This window comes from Mesorhizobium sp. LNHC252B00, assembly GCF_000502955.1.
In the GTDB taxonomy this organism is placed as follows: Bacteria; Pseudomonadota; Alphaproteobacteria; order Rhizobiales; family Rhizobiaceae; genus Mesorhizobium.
Map to the genome: position 1 here is coordinate 123,905 of NZ_AYWO01000010.1, position 14,672 is coordinate 138,576.

At 63.4% G+C, this 14,672-nt stretch carries 11 protein-coding genes; 2 read left to right on the top strand and 9 right to left on the bottom strand.

The features are described 5' to 3' along the window. Positions 1-65: 65 nt before the first annotated feature. The 9 genes from X744_RS154705 to X744_RS154665 form a co-directional block, all read right to left on the bottom strand. On the bottom strand, positions 66-2,069 hold the full coding sequence (locus tag X744_RS154705) for a bifunctional metallophosphatase/5'-nucleotidase (protein ID WP_023759744.1): 2,004 nt from the start codon (positions 2,067-2,069) through the stop codon (positions 66-68). Between the two features lie 186 nt (positions 2,070-2,255). Beyond that, the gene (locus X744_RS154700; protein WP_023759745.1) at positions 2,256-2,633 is read right to left on the bottom strand and encodes a hypothetical protein; all 378 of its coding nucleotides are present in this window, start codon (positions 2,631-2,633) and stop codon (positions 2,256-2,258) included. A 187-nt stretch (positions 2,634-2,820) separates the two neighbouring features. After that, positions 2,821-4,266 (bottom strand): homospermidine synthase, encoded by a 1,446-nt coding sequence (locus tag X744_RS154695; protein ID WP_023759746.1) that lies wholly within the window; start codon positions 4,264-4,266, stop codon positions 2,821-2,823. A 128-nt stretch (positions 4,267-4,394) separates the two neighbouring features. Then, positions 4,395-5,333, bottom strand: a complete 939-nt coding sequence (locus X744_RS154690) for a DUF3445 domain-containing protein (RefSeq protein WP_031260320.1) — start codon at positions 5,331-5,333, stop codon at positions 4,395-4,397. Beyond that, positions 5,330-5,617 carry a YciI family protein gene (locus X744_RS154685; RefSeq protein ID WP_023759748.1) on the bottom strand — a complete coding sequence of 96 codons (288 nt, stop codon included), beginning with the start codon at positions 5,615-5,617 and terminating at the stop codon, positions 5,330-5,332. The genes X744_RS154690 and X744_RS154685 overlap by 4 nt, the downstream gene beginning before the upstream one ends. Before the next feature lie 14 nt (positions 5,618-5,631). Further along, the gene (locus X744_RS154680; protein ID WP_031260321.1) at positions 5,632-6,294 is read right to left on the bottom strand and encodes an aminotransferase class IV family protein; all 663 of its coding nucleotides are present in this window, start codon (positions 6,292-6,294) and stop codon (positions 5,632-5,634) included. Continuing rightward, complete coding sequence (locus tag X744_RS154675; protein ID WP_023759750.1) at positions 6,243-7,388, bottom strand: aminodeoxychorismate synthase component I; 1,146 nt, start codon at positions 7,386-7,388, stop codon at positions 6,243-6,245. The genes X744_RS154680 and X744_RS154675 overlap by 52 nt, the downstream gene beginning before the upstream one ends. A 227-nt stretch (positions 7,389-7,615) precedes the next feature. Further along, positions 7,616-8,395 (bottom strand): NADH dehydrogenase, encoded by a 780-nt coding sequence (locus X744_RS154670; protein ID WP_023759751.1) that lies wholly within the window; start codon positions 8,393-8,395, stop codon positions 7,616-7,618. Between the two features lie 362 nt (positions 8,396-8,757). Beyond that, positions 8,758-10,611 (bottom strand): M3 family oligoendopeptidase, encoded by a 1,854-nt coding sequence (locus tag X744_RS154665; RefSeq protein ID WP_245266643.1) that lies wholly within the window; start codon positions 10,609-10,611, stop codon positions 8,758-8,760. 154 nt (positions 10,612-10,765) lie between these two features. Here X744_RS154665 and X744_RS154660 point away from each other — a divergent pair, with 154 nt between their 5' ends. Both X744_RS154660 and X744_RS154655 read left to right on the top strand, forming a co-directional pair. After that, positions 10,766-12,301 carry a sigma-54 dependent transcriptional regulator gene (locus X744_RS154660; protein ID WP_023759754.1) on the top strand — a complete coding sequence of 512 codons (1,536 nt, stop codon included), beginning with the start codon at positions 10,766-10,768 and terminating at the stop codon, positions 12,299-12,301. A 367-nt stretch (positions 12,302-12,668) separates the two neighbouring features. Further along, entirely contained in the window at positions 12,669-14,498 is a 1,830-nt protein-coding gene (locus tag X744_RS154655) for a DUF882 domain-containing protein (RefSeq protein WP_023759755.1), read from the top strand. Positions 14,499-14,672: the final 174 nt, after the last annotated feature.

Consider the following 14,672-nt stretch of genomic DNA (forward strand, 5'->3'; position numbering starts at 1 on the left):
GCTCGAAAACAGGACGCCCGCCCGGTTTCTCGGGCGGGCGGTGTCTTTCAGGCATAGAAGCGATGCTATTTCGGCGGGATGGTCAGCGTTGCGCCGACCGGAAGACGGCGCGGCTCGTAGCCCTTGTTGGCGTCCGAAATGACTTTCCACTTGGTGCCGTCGCCATAGGCCTTCACCGCCAGATCCCAGTAGGTATCGCCGGCAACGATGACATGGCTGCTTTCGGCCGGTGCGGGCTCGGCGGGCTTTGCCGGCTCCGGTGCCGCAGGGGCAGGAGCCGGTGCTGCTTCAGCCGGTTTTGCCGGCTCGGCCGGTGCGACAGGCGCGGCTGGCGCTGTCTCTGTCGATACGGCCGGCGGTGTGTTGGCGATATCACCCGAGTTGGCCGGAAGTTCAGGCATTGCCGGGGCCGCTTCCGCAGGCTTGGCTGGTTCGGCCGCGGGTGCCGCCGCGACGGTCGCCGCGATCTCGGTGATGCGGCCGTCGAGCTTCGGCGTGTACGGCCGGTGGGCGCCGAGATAGTCGGCAACCACCTGTTCAAGACCTGGACCGTAATCGTAGGCGTTCTTCGCCTTGTCGGCGAAGACCTTGTAGCCGTCGCCGCCCTGGCGGACATAATTGTTGGTGGCGACCAGATAGTCCTTGTCCGGATTGAGCGGCGTCCAGGCGCCGCCTTCCATGACCTCCACCGATTTGACGCGGCCGGCATTGGGTGCGGCGGATCTGTCGAAGGTGTATTTCAGGCCGGCGACCTGCGGGAAGCGCCCGGCGCCGTCCTCGACCTGGCTGAGGCCGTTCTCGAGACCGGCTACCAGGTCCTTGCCGGAAATCTGGAAGGTTGCCAGCGTGTTCTGGAACGGCAGCACGGTCAGCACCTCGCCCATGGTCACTGTGCCCTTGTCGATCGATGCGCGCAGGCCGCCGCCATTGGAGATGACGATCTCGACGCCCTGTCCCTTGACGCGGTCCAGGATGGCATCGGAGACGAGGTTGCCCATCGCGCACTCGCGCGTGCGGCAGCTCTCGCGGCTGCCGTCGATAACGTCGGTCGTCTCGGCCACTTCCTTGTTCTTCAGTGCCTCGATCGGCGCGCCAAGCTCCTTGATGCGGGCGAGCACGGCCGGATCGGGCGTGATCGACTTGTCGAGATAGATGGGGTCGCCGCTGGCCGATTTGACGACGCCATTGTCGTCGAACACCACCTTGAACTCGCCGAGATATTTCGAGTAAGACGCCGCCTGCACGACCGGCACCTTGTAGCCGTCCGGGTTGTCGACCATCGTCGGGTAGGGCCCTTCAGCCTTGGGGTCGGTGTTCGACAGCAGCGAATGGCTGTGGCCGCCGACGACGACGTCGATACCCGGGATTTTTGCAATGACATCGCGCTCGCGCTTGTAGCCGATATGGGTCACGGCGATGATCTTGTTGACGCCTTCGCCCTTCAGCTTCTCGACCTCGGCAGTGATCGACTTGACGTCGTCCTCGATGGCGACGTTGGGACCGGGGGACGCGAGCTCCGGCGTGTCGTTGGTGATCGCGCCGATGATGCCGATCTTCTGGCCTCCGACCTCGACGACGATCGACGGCTTGACGCGGTCGCCGAGCTTGGATTGCGCATTGGCCTTCACATTGGCACCCAGCACCGGAAATTCGATCATGTCGAGGAACGGCGCCAATGCCGCTTCGCCGTCGTCGAATTCATGGTTGCCGAGCGCCATGGCGTCGAACTTCATCTGGTTGAGGAACTCGCCTTCGACCTTGCCCTTGTAGGTCGTGTAGAAAAGCGAGCCCTGGAAATTGTCGCCGGCGCTGAGCAGCAGCACGTTCTGACCATCCAGCTTCTTGCGTTCCTGGGCGATCGCGGTGATCAGCCGGCCCGCGCCGCCGATGCACTCGCCCTTGGTCTCTTCGTCGGCCGAGCAGGTCGACTCGTATTTGTTGTTGCCTTCGATGCGGCTGTGCCAGTCGTTGATGTGCAAGATGTTCAAAGTGTAGTCGGCAAAGGATGCGCCGGCCGACAGGCCGAGTGCTGAGGCGGACAGGGCGGCAACGGCAGCAAGCTTCTTCATCTTCGTCTCCCGGAAAGCTGATCAGAGGCCTTTAACGCTCTTGCTTGACTGGAACATAACAGTCGGCGCTTTGGCCATGTTCCCATCGCGTCCCGGATGACGCAAGCGGAAATCCGGGAACTTTGCCGGCGTAAAAAGGACGGCGGCCAATCGGCCGCCGTCCGTGGTCAGCGAATGCCAGCAGGTTCAAACGCGTCGTGTCAGCACGAAATTCTGGCCGCTGGAGCTGGTGCAGTTGAGCTGGCTTGTCGAAACCATCAGACAGTTGAAGCTGACTGGCGTCTGGCGGATTAGCGAGGTGCCGTTGATCTGTACCGAAGTGGCACCGGTCATCGTGTAGCTGCCATCGGCAAGCTTCTGGCCTGTGTCGGTGGCGACGGTTGTGAAGGTGCCGCCGGTGAAGGTCGACAGGCCGGTGCCCTTGGCATCGATCCAGGAGCCTTCAACGCCTTTCGGCGACGCCGCCATCGGCGGTCCGTCGGGGCCACTGGTGGCACAAGCAGCAAGCATCGCCACAATGGCCCCCGCCAAACTCATAGAAAGAACTTTGCGCGCAAAAGTCATGTGAAAATCCTCTCCTCTCGCATCGGCCGAAAAATCGGAATCGATTTTCGGAAAGCACGATGCGCGCATCCAAGTTTCCAGAGCGTACATCGTGCCTTCAAACGGGCACGCGTCGCTCTCGTCCGCATCCCTTCAATCGCCCGATTTCCGGGCGATTGCAAGGCAGCGCGGTATGCCCTGCGGGGCGCTATCGGACGAGGATGTTGCGGAACTGCCACGGGTCGTTCCGGTCGAGGTCTTCCGGGAACAGGCCGGGGCGGTTATCGAGCGGCGTCCAGTCGGTGTAGTGGCCCTCGACCGGCCCGAGATACTGGGACTGCACTTCCAGGCAGCGCTTGTAGTCCATCTCGTCGGCCTCGACGATGCCGGCCTCCGGGTTTTCCAATGCCCATACCATGCCGGCGAGAACCGCCGAGGTGACCTGCATGCCGGTGGCGTTCTGGTAGGGTGCCAACTTGCGCGCCTCGGCGAGCGAAAGATGCGAGCCGTACCAGTAGGCATTCTTGTCGTGGCCGTAGAGCAGCACGCCGAGCTCGTCGACGCCGTCGACCAACTCGTTCTCGTCGAGCACGTGGTGCACAGGCTGGGCCGTGCCGGCGGCGCCGAACATCTCGTGTAGCGACAGCACCGCGTCATTGCAGGGATGGTAGGCGTAGTGGCAGGTCGGGCGGTAGTGCACCTTGCCCTTCTTGCCGCGTACGGTGAAGAAATCGGCGATCGAGATCGCCTCGTTGTGGGTGACCAGGAAACCGTACTGCGCGCCGGGCGTCGGGCACCATGAGCGCACGCGCGTGTTGGCGCCGGGCTGCTCCAGGTAGATCGCGGCCTTGGAGCCATGCTTGTGCTTCTTGGCGTTCTTCGGCATCCACTTCTCATGCGTGCCCCAGCCGAGCTCCGCAGGCTGCAGGCCTTCGGAGATGAAGCCCTCGACCGACCAGGTGTTCCAGAACACATTCATCGGCTTCGGCTTCTTGGCGCGCTGGGTGTCGCGCTCGGCGATGTGGATGCCCTTGACGCCGGCCTTCTTCATCAGCTTGGCCCAGCCCTCGCGGTCGTCCTGCGCAGGCTCTGAAAACTCGAGCCCAAGATCGGTGGCGAGATTGACCAGCGCCTGCTTGACGAACCACGAGACCATGCCGGGATTGGCGCCGCAGGTGGAGATCGCCGTCGCGCCGCCGGGCTTGTCGTGCTTTTCCTGGATCATTGCCTCGCGTAGCGCATAGTTGGTGCGTCTGGCGTTGTCGGCCTCAGCATCGAAATAGAAACCGAGCCATGGCTCGACGACGGTGTCGATGTAGAGCACGCCGAGCTTGCGGCAGAGCCGCATCAGGTCTACCGAGCCGGTATCGACCGACAGGTTGACGCAAAAGCCCTGGCCACCGCCATTGGTCAGAAGCGGCGTCAAGAGCTCCTTGTAGTTCTTCTTGGTCACCGCTTCCTGGACGAAGGCGATGCCGCGATCGTCGAGCAGCTTGCGGTCGGTGTCGCGCGGGTCGACGACCGTCATGCGCGACTTGTCGAACTGGAAATGGCGCTCGATCATCGGCAGCGTTCCCCGGCCGATCGAACCAAAGCCGATCATCACGACAGGGCCGGTGATTTCACCGTAAACGGGCCAGTTTTCGGTCGCCATTTTATCGAACACTCCTTTAAAGCCCAGGAAACTGGGAACACGCACACAAAACCGGGCATCTTTGCCCGGCGGCCATGCGCTACATCACAGATCATTGTCACAAACCAGCGAAAAGCGCCAACCAGCGGCTAGCCGTCATTGGCCATGTGGTTAAGGACTGAGATCAGCCGGTCGCGGTCTGCGGTCAGGCCCTTGTAGTCGAGCTGGGCGAGATCGAGCGCTTCGAGTTGGGCGGCGAATGACACCGCGAGCATCGCCCGATCCGGGTGCCGGGCGAGGACGGCGAGCGGGTCGAGATGGATGCGGATGGTGAACAGGATATCGCGTGTAACAGGCAGTCTTCGCAATGTCTGACGCTCGACACGGATGAAGGCATGGGCGTTGATGTCGCCGTCGGGAAAGCGCGAGGGCCGGTTCGTGGCGCGGTCGATGCGCTGCAGGTCGGAGAGCGGATGGTAGAGCGCGTCGCCCGACTGGATCGACCAGTTGTAGCGCTCGACGGCTTGGCCCTGCAGACCGTCGAACATGCGGTTGATCAGCTCGGCCGGACGCGTGCCCGGGCCGAAACCCGGCACCGGGGCGTGGATGTCCTGCAGCGGCTTGCCGAACTTCTCGAGAAGCGACCAGGAAGAGGGAAAGCACAGCGAACCGGCGACAAGCCGCCAGCCGCTGTCGCTGCGGCGCATCAGGATCAGGTCTTCCTGGACCAGCAGCGAAGCCGTGACCAGCGGCGCATCGCCCAGACCGGAAGGAATGGCGGGATGGTTCGCGGCATCAAAGGCCTCGATGCCCGCATCGGTGGGGTGATAGATACCGGGAAATCTACCGGGCAGATATGCGCGGAGCAATTCGAGCACTTCCCGCTGGGCGTCCCGCGTGCCGTCCTCCTCGACAAAAACGCGCTCGGGGAGTTCCGCGTAGAGCCGGCGCTTCTCGGCGAGATAAGGCAGCAGATGATCGTCGACCTCGATCCAGTCCGCCGGATCGAGCGGCTTCAGTCCGATGCTGAAGAGTTTCGACGAACCATCATAAGGCGTGTGGGCGGGCAGCACCTCGGCCAAGCTCATATTTCCTTGAAATGATCGAGGCCGGCGGCGGTTATCCTCGCCAGGAATTCGGTGACATCATAGTCGGCCGCGCCTGCCTTGGCGAAAGGGTCGGCGGCCAGCCTAGCGTCGAGCACCTCGCGCGGACATCGTGCGATGATGATGCCGCCGGTCCTCGGCTTCTTCGGCCCGGAGGCAACGAAGATGCCGTCCGCATAGCAGGCGTTCAGCCATTCCACGTGCGCCGCCTGCAAGCGGTCGATTTCGGTCAGCGGCACCTTGTAGTTCAGCGAGACGACAAACATTGTTTGGGCTTCCCTCAGGTAAGTTTGGCCGGAATCAGTCCGCGCAGCGAGTTGCCGACGAACAGCGCCCTGGCGGTCTTCAGATCGTCCAAGCTGTAGATCGCTTCATGGGCGCGGCCTTCGTCCAGAAGCTCCGCGCGCAATACGCCAGGCAGCAGGCCGCAGTCGAGCCGGGGCGTCGCCAATGCTCCGTCGCCGAAATCGGCGAAGACGTTGGTGATGGTACCTTCACAGATTTCGCCGCGCTCGTTGGCCAGGATCACCTCGTCCGCCTGGGTGATGAGATATTCGGCGCGGGCATGCGTGTAGAGCTGCCGCCGGCTGGTCTTGTGGCGCAGCAGCGTATCGTGCGAATCGAGCCTCGTTCGCGCCAGCCGCAGCAGCCAGACCTTGTCGGCGGCGAGGGGTTCAAAGCGCTGTGCCGAGGCCGTCACCTCGCCGTCTTGCGACAGGACGAGGCGGGTGCGCATGGCAATGCGGGATCCGCTGACCGCGCTGCTCAATGCCTCGCCGACCTTGCCCGGATCATAGCGGAAGCCGAGTTCCGCCGCCGAACCATAGAGGCGGGCGAGATGGCGATCGAAGCGCAGGAAGCCCGAACCGGGTTCCCAGCGCATGGTCTCGATCAGCTGGAAATTGGCGGTGTTCCCGTCGCGAAGCGCGCTTTCAGCAGACACTCCTGATACTCCTCCTGCGCCGTCGAATCGAAGACGACGCCGCCACCGACATTGTAGACGGCCTCGCCACCGGAAAAGAGTGAGATGGTGCGTATCGCCACGGAAAAGCGCATCCTGCCGCCGGGCGCGATCCAGCCGATGGCACCGCAATAGACATCGCGCGGCGTGCCTTCCAGATCATGCAGGATTTCCATGGCGCGGATCTTTGGCGCGCCGGTGATCGAGCCGCAAGGAAACAGCGCCGCGAAGATCTGACGGATGGAAAGACCCGGCAGCAGTTTGGCCCTGACGTCGCTCACCATCTGGTGGACCGTCGGATAGGTTTCGATGCGGAACAGCGCCGGCACATCCAGCGTGCCGACCTCGCTGATCAGCGAGATATCGTTGCGCAGGAGATCGACGATCATGCGGTTTTCGGCCTGGTTCTTTTCGTCGTTGCGCAGAAAGATTTTCTGCCGTTCGTCCTCGGCCTTGGTCGCGCCGCGCGGCGCCGTGCCCTTCATCGGATGCGTCTCGATCATGCCCCCAGCGTCGATCTCGAAGAAGAGTTCGGGCGAGCGCGACAGCACGATGGGTTCACCGAGCGCGACGAGCGCACCATACTTTACCGGCTGGCGTTCGGTCAGCGCATCGAAGGCGGCCAGCGGGTCGCCTGACCATTGCGCATGCACCGGAAAGGTCAAATTGCCCTGGTAGCAATCACCCTGCCTGATGTGCTGGTGCAGCCGTGAGAACCGCTTCTCGTAATCCTCGGGCGACCACGTCGCGCGGGCGTCGAAGATCGGGCCATTGGTCGCCACGGTATTGCGCGGCGGCACCGCCTCTTCGACCGGCGCATCGAAAACGCCAAGGCACACGAGCGGAGTTCGGCGCCCGTCCGGCAGCAAGGGAACGAGCTTCGGTTCGAGCAAATAACCCGCCTCGTAGGAGAAATAGCCGGCAAGCCATTTGCCGGCATCGTGCGCGGCTTGCGCTGCTTCCAGCGCCGGCAGGAAATCCTTTGCCTCATGCGCCACGATGATATCGGCCGGCCGGTCGAAAACGAGCTGGCGCGCGCTTTCGTCGTTGCGGAAAATTGCGGCGGGCAGGGACATGGGCACCGGATGCTGCGGTCAATGAAGCCGTCGATCGCTCTATATGGGGGGCCGCTCGCGCGCAATCGAGGGAACGGCACGCCGCCACTCAAAGCCGACCTTGGGCCGACCTTGGGCCGACCTTTGAGCCGACCTTCGGGTCGACTCCGGGCAAACCCAAGGGCCAAAAGCAAACGGCGGCGCAGGATTGGCGCCGCCGTTTGCAATCTTCAGCTATTGCCTGACAATCAGGTGTTGCTGGCGGTTCCAGCAGTTGGAAACTGCTTGGCGAATTCCTTCTCGTTGCCGTCAGCGAGCAGCTTCGCTTGCTCGATCCAGCGCTCGCGTGCGATGCGGCCGTCGAAATTCATCACGTCCTCGATCCGCTTGATATCGGCGGCTGTCCAGCCGGCGATCTGGGCGAAGCTGGTGACGCCTTGCGCCTTGAGCAGCTTCTCGTTGACCGGCCCAATGCCAATCAGCCGGCGCAGATTGTCGGGCTTGCCGGATGCTGGCTTGGCCGGTGCCGGTGCGGCTTTCCTGGCTGGGGCTGCCTTTGGTGCGGTCGAACTCCTGGCTGCCGAGGTCGCGGCTGCCGGCTTGCTCGCCGCGGGCTTGACCGCAGGTTTCGACGCTGCCGCCTTTGGCGCCGCCGATTTCGCAGCCACTGCCTTTGCAGGGGCTGCCTTTGCGGCCACCGGCTTGGCAGGCGCCGGCTTTGTGGGCGCGGATTTGGCCGTCGAAGGCGGCGACATCAGGGGCGAGGGGGCGGCGTTTGTCGTGGCACTGGCAGCGGGCGTCGCCTGCGCGTCGCGCAGCCGGCGCTCAAGATCGGCGCGAGTCTTGCCGCATGCATCGAGTTCACCGGTCAGCCGGTCGCTGTCGGCCCGCAGTCTGTCGCGCTCGCTGCGTGTGCGGTCGATGTCGCCACGCAAGCTGTCCAACTCACCGCGCAGGCGGCCCCACAGGAACCAGCCCACAAGCACGCCTACCAGGAATGCCAGGAGCATGTAGAAAAAAGTGCCCATTGTCTCTCTCCAGTCAGATCCGTCTGCCGTTGGGTCATGACCTTCGGCGAAGGACTACTCGATGGTGGTTCCGCGGTTCGCAGAACAGCCGGCTTCGGTTCGAGCTGTCGGCAATCGGCCTTGCTTGCCATGGCCAACGGCCATCGTCGCGTTCGCCTGAGCGCTACTGCCGGCTGAGATCTTTCCTCGCCGATCCGCATGCGCTCCGGCTGAGCTTGGAGCGAAGGCTATCATAGAGCTTGTGGAAAGCTATCTGAAAACTTCGACGGAGAGTACTTCAAGAACAGATATTTAGAGCACGAATACAGCGATACCAACATGCATTCGGGCTAAACTGTTTGGTGACGCCTGCGCGACGCATTTCAAGTGTCGAGCACTTCCAACTCGTCGATCAGGCCGCTGATGACGCCAAGCCCGATCTGCCAGAAGGCGGGGTCGGTGGCGTCAAGGCCGAAGGGCGCCAGAAGCTCCGAATGATGCTTGGTGCCGCCGGCGCGGAGCATTTCGAAATACTTGTCCTGAAAGCCGCGCTCGGCGTTCTGATAGACGGCATAGAGCGAGTTCACCAGGCAGTCGCCGAAGGCATAGGCATAGACATAGAAGGGCGAATGGATGAAGTGCGGGATGTAGGTCCAGAACACCTCGTAGCCTTCGCGCAGCTTGATCGCCGGACCCAGGCTTTCGGCCTGCACTTCGAGCCAGAACTGGCAGAGCCTGTCAGAGGTCAGTTCGCCGTTCTTGCGTTCGGCATGCACCTTGCGCTCGAATTCGTAGAAGGCGATCTGGCGCACGACCGTGTTGATCATGTCCTCGACTTTCTGGGCGAGCATGGCCTTGCGCTCGCGCCTGTCCGTGGTCTGGTCGAGCAGGGAGCGGAAGGTCAGCATCTCGCCGAAGACGGACGCGGTCTCGGCCAGGGTCAGTGGCGTCGAGGCCATCAGCGCGCCCTGGCCGCTGGCCAGCACCTGATGCACGCCATGGCCAAGTTCGTGCGCCAGCGTCATCACATCGCGCGGCTTGCCCATGTAGTTGAGCAGCACGTAGGGATGCGCCGACGGCACGGTCGGATGCGCGAAGGCGCCGGGCGACTTGCCCGGACGCACCGGCGCGTCGATCCAGTTGCGGTCGAAGAAGGTTCGCGCGATCTCCGCCATGTCTGGCGAAAAGCGCTGATAGGCCGACAGCACGGTGTTCCTGGCCTCGTCCCAGCCGATGATCGCCTGAGGCGTGTCCGGCAACGGCGCGTTGCGGTCCCAATGGTTCATCGCCTCCATGCCCAGCCAGCGCGCCTTCATCGCGTAGTAGCGGTGCGACAGGCGCGGATAGGCATCGCGAACGGCGGACGCCAGGGCATCCACCACGCTGCGCTCGACGCGGTTTGCGAGATGGCGTGAGTCGGCAATGTCCTCGAAGCCGCGCCAACGGTCTGATATTTCCTTGTCCTTGGCCAGCGTGTTGGTGATTAATGTGAAGGTGCGCAAATTCTTGCGGAAGGTCGTGGCCAGCGCCTCGGACGCCCGGCGGCGCACCTCGCCATCGGCATCCTGGAGCCGGTTCAGCGCCGGCTCCAGCGTCAGTTCCTCGCCGTCGATGTCGAAGCGAAGATCGGTCATCGTCTCGTCGAACAGTCGGTTCCAGGCACCGCGTCCGGTGATAGATTTTTCGTGGAAGAGCTGCTCGACACGGTCCTCGAGTTGGTAGGGCTTGTCCTTGCGCAGATCGAGCACCCAAGGCCGGTAGTGGCCGAATGCCGGATCACCGGTGAGCGCGCCTTCGATGGCGGCATCGTCGATCAGGTTGAGTTCGAGCGCGAAGAACAGAAGGTGCGCGCTGGCGTCGGTCATCTTCTCCTGGATGTCGCCATAGAGCTTGGCGCGCTGCGGGTCGGCAGTGTTGCCGGCATAGACCAACCCCGCATAGGAGACGATGCGGCCGATCAGTTCCTCCAGTGCCTCGTAGGCGACAAGCGCCTCGCCCAGCCTGCCTGCGCCGCCGCGCTCTGCCTCGGCGGCCAGCGTGCCCTTCCAGCGGCTCTCGAAGCTGATCGCATCGGCGGCGGCCTTGGCGATGTCGCGCTTCAGTTCCGGCGCGTCCATGCCGGCATAGAGGTCGGCAAGATTCCATTCCGGCAGGTCGCCAAGCTCGGCCGCGCCCTGACTGGACGCTGGTGCCGCAAGCTGCCGAGCAGAAACCATGTGCCCAGAGACCATGTGCATTGCCGACACCTTCCGTGGCCAAGATTCAGGGGGAAACGAGAAGCCGGTCAAATCCTAAGGAATTCATTCACCGGGTTTTTTGAAACCTTATTTAGAACCCTGTGCCAAGATGGTCCACAGGGCAGAATTCCTCGGGCGGGCAGTCATACCAGTCATGACAGGTTCCATACTCATAGTCGATGACGATCCCGTGCAGCGCCGGCTGCTCGAAGCGGCGGTGACACGGTTCGGATACACGGCCATCGTCATCGATGGCGGCGCGGCTGCTCTCGATGTCCTCGACGGGCCCAGCGCCCGCGAGGTTTCGGTGGTCATCCTCGATCTGGTCATGCCCGGTCTCGACGGCATCGGCGTGCTGAAGGCGATGCGCGAGCGCGACATAAATGTCCCGACCATCGTGCAGACCGCCCAGGGCGGCATCGAGACCGTGGTCTCGGCGATGCGCCACGGCGCCTTCGATTTCGTCGTCAAGCCGGCGTCTCCGGACAGACTGCAGGCGTCGATCGGCAATGCGCTCAAGGTCGAGGCCGTCGAGGGCGAGGTCAAGCGCACGTCGCGCCGGCGCAGCGGCCTTCTGACCTTCAAGGACATGATCACGCACAGCCCGGCCATGGACAGGGTGATCCGCCTTGGCCAGAAGGCGGCGGTATCCAACATTCCGATCCTGATCGAGGGCGAGTCCGGCGTCGGCAAGGAGCTGGTGGCGCGCGCCATCCAGGGCAGCGGCGACCGCCGCTCGAAACCCTTCGTCACCGTCAATTGCGGCGCCATTCCCGACAATCTGGTCGAATCGATCCTGTTCGGCCACGAGAAGGGCTCGTTCACCGGCGCGACCGACAAGCACACCGGAAAATTCGTCGAAGCGCATTCAGGCACGCTGTTTCTCGACGAGATCGGCGACCTGCCGCTCGACGTGCAGGTCAAGCTGTTGCGCGCCGTGCAGGACGGCGAGGTCGACCCGGTCGGCGGACGCTCGACCGTCAGGGTCGACATCAGGCTGATTTCGGCAACGCACCGCAACCTCCTGCAGCAGGTCAAGGACGGCAAGTTCCGCGAGGATCTGTTCTATCGGCTGAACGTCTATCCGATCTTCGTGCCGCCGCTGCGCGACCGCCGCGACGACATCCCCTACTTGGTCACCCATTTCATGGATAAGGTGGCTCCGGCCGACCCGCGTCATCGACTGCAAGGCATTTCGGCCGCGGCGCTCGCCGTGCTGCAGGCCTATGACTGGCCCGGAAACATCCGGCAGCTCGAAAATGCCGTCTTCCGGGCCTCGGTGCTCTGCGAAGGCGATTTGCTGACCTCGGAGGACTTCCCGCAGATCCGGGCGCAGGTGGAAGGCACCGTCAACCTCGACACCGACGGCGATGCGCTGTCGCCGTCCTTGCCTCCGCAGGGGGACGAAGAAGAAGCCTTGCCCGGCGAGGTTAGCCCGGCAACCGAGTCCAATTCACCGGCCAGGTTGCCGCCCCGCTTCGGCACGTTGCGAGCGCTCGACGATCGCGGCAATGTACGCGCTCTGGCCGATGTCGAATTCGAGATGATCAAGCTCGCCATCGATCACTACAACGGCCAGATGAGCGAAGTCGCCCGCCGACTCGGCATCGGCCGCTCGACGCTCTATCGCAAGCTCAAGGAATACGGCATCGACCCCGAGACCGGCCGGGTCGACCGGCTCGCTTCCTGAGGCGCAAGCTCGGCACCAGTCTGCAATGCCACAACAGGCCACATACCGGCCGTTGGCGGATTGTGGCGGGCCTATGGACAGCGCTGTTCACGCATTAAGGCTAACGGTAACAGATCGTGTTCCACGCAAAGGCGGAAACATGATCTAAACCAGTGGTTTACCAAGAAACCCCGTGTACAATTTTTGGCGGGATATCGCCACTGTGTTACCGCATTTCGACTTCAATAAGCGATGATTAACCATTAGGATCGATATTCGGATGTGATCGCGACACATCCGTTTGGGCAAATCCGGGGACAAACGGCAGCCTGCAGGGCCTTTTGATTTGAACAGAATCGAACGACACACAAACGGGCGGCACCATCAAGTGAACGTCTGGCCGAAGTGGCTGGCGGCATTGATTGTTGCACTTGGTTTTGTTGCCGCGGCTGCGACCGGAGCCAGCGCCGAAACACGTTCGCTGAAGCTCTATCACCTCCACACACACGAGAAGGCCGAGATCGTCTACAAGCGCAACGGCCGCTACGTCCCGGAGGGTCTCAGGAAGATCAACATCATTCTGCGCGATTGGCGTCGCAACGAGCCGACCAAGATGGATCCGCGTCTGCTCGATCTGGTCTGGGAAGCGTACCGGGAAGCCGGCGCCACGGACTATATCCAGGTCGTCTGCGGCTATCGCTCGCCGTCGACGAACTCAATGCTGCGCAGCCGCAGCCGGGGCGTCGCCGAGAAGAGCCAGCACATGCTCGGCAAGGCGATGGACTTCTACATTCCCGGCGTGCCGCTGAAGAAGCTGCGCAATATCGGTCTCAAGATGCAGGGCGGCGGCGTCGGCTACTATCCGTCTTCCGGTTCGCCGTTCGTCCATATGGATGTCGGCAATGTGCGCCATTGGCCCGGCATCAGCCGCCAGGAACTGGTCAGCCTGTTCCCCAATGGCAAGACACTGCATGTGCCGAGCGACGGCAGGCCGCTGCCCGGCTTTGAGCAGGCACTCGCCTCCTACAAGGCGCGCAAGGGTTCGGGCTCGCCGGCCATCGAGTTGGCCAGCGCTGGTGGCAGCGGCAAGAAATCAGGCGGGTTCCTGTCGGCCTTTTTTGGCGGCGGCGACGACGAGGCCGACGACAGCGCCGATGTCGAAACCGCTTCGGCTGCACCTCCGCCCAAGGCGAGAAACCTGAAGCCGGCCGAGGCGGCAAAGACCAGCAACCTGCCAGGCATCGCCATCGTGGCGCCGGAGAACGCGCAGCGCGCCGAGATTCCGCAGGTGACCGAGGAGCAGGCCCCCGAGCCTGAACAGGACACGCCGGAGACGATCATAGCGGCATTGCCTGCACGCAGCGTTCCGTTGCCTGATTTCGCACCGCGGCCGAAGGCCGATGTCGGCGCTCAGCCGCCTGAAAATGTTCCGTTTGGGATGGCGGATGCGACAGCCACCACCGAGCAGGCCGTAGCGACCGCACATGCGCCTGCTACCGTTCCATTCGGCATGGCCGATGCAACGGCTTCGGCTGATCCGGCCCAGATTGCCGTCAACAACATACCGTTGCCGACATGGCGCCCCGACGCTTCTCTGCCAGCCGCTCTGGCTGCGTCGCCCAGCAAGACTGTGCTGATGGCGTTGGCCGATACGGCTGAGCACAGCAAGACCGCGACCGACGCGTTCTCGGTGCTGCCGACGGCGCGCCCCGAGATGGCCCGGCCGGACGCGGTCAAGGCCGTTCTCGACGAGGCCAATGCCCAGGTCGGCGCGGCCGGCGAATACCAAGTTGCTTCATTGTCCGAGTCCGAGCCGCGTTCGGCCTTCAACGATCCTTCGGGTAATGATGCCGCATCGCCGCGCGAGGCTGTCGTTGCCCGCCCGGCCGGCTCCGATCCGGCCGCCGCGATCGGCGCCGGCGTGAAAACCACCCGCAAGGAATCGAGAGCCACCGCGCGAGACCTGAAGCCGGGCCCCAAGGCCATGGTGGTTGCCGCCGCACCGCAGGCCGCCCGCTGGGCGCTGACCAGCGGCGAGCATGTCGCCACCGTTTCGAGCGCGACGACGGCGCCGGGCTATGCCTACAGCATCGTGCACACGGCGCCGAGCGAGGTCTATACGGCCGGCTTCCAGCAGGACAACCAGATGGCCGATGCCAACCGCTTCACCGGCAATGCCGTCAAGTTCCTCTCGGTCGCCCGCTTCCAGACCAAGTAAGCGACCAGCCAATCCACAAAGCCGCGCCGGGCAACCTGCGCTGCTTTTTGCTGCGAGACCGCCTGCCATCGGCCGATCACCCCGGTCTGACATCGCGGTGATCGCGGACGGCTCAAAACCTGCGACGGATCCTGCTCGCATCAGGCAACCCGGTCGACGGAAGCCGGCCGGGTT

What these genes read in the sequence shown, in the direction of transcription:
- X744_RS154685 (WP_023759748.1), bottom strand. Translation starts at nt 5,617, where the DNA reads ATGTTTGTCGTCTCGCTGAACTACAAGGTGCCGCTGACCGAAATCGAC.
- X744_RS154665 (WP_245266643.1), bottom strand. Translation starts at nt 10,611, where the DNA reads ATGCACATGGTCTCTGGGCACATGGTTTCTGCTCGGCAGCTTGCGGCA.
- X744_RS154700 (WP_023759745.1), bottom strand. Translation starts at nt 2,633, where the DNA reads ATGACTTTTGCGCGCAAAGTTCTTTCTATGAGTTTGGCGGGGGCCATT.
- X744_RS154690 (WP_031260320.1), bottom strand. Translation starts at nt 5,333, where the DNA reads ATGAGCTTGGCCGAGGTGCTGCCCGCCCACACGCCTTATGATGGTTCG.
- X744_RS154695 (WP_023759746.1), bottom strand. Translation starts at nt 4,266, where the DNA reads ATGGCGACCGAAAACTGGCCCGTTTACGGTGAAATCACCGGCCCTGTC.
- X744_RS154675 (WP_023759750.1), bottom strand. Translation starts at nt 7,388, where the DNA reads ATGTCCCTGCCCGCCGCAATTTTCCGCAACGACGAAAGCGCGCGCCAG.
- X744_RS154660 (WP_023759754.1), top strand. Translation starts at nt 10,766, where the DNA reads ATGACAGGTTCCATACTCATAGTCGATGACGATCCCGTGCAGCGCCGG.
- X744_RS154670 (WP_023759751.1), bottom strand. Translation starts at nt 8,395, where the DNA reads ATGGGCACTTTTTTCTACATGCTCCTGGCATTCCTGGTAGGCGTGCTT.
- X744_RS154705 (WP_023759744.1), bottom strand. Translation starts at nt 2,069, where the DNA reads ATGAAGAAGCTTGCTGCCGTTGCCGCCCTGTCCGCCTCAGCACTCGGC.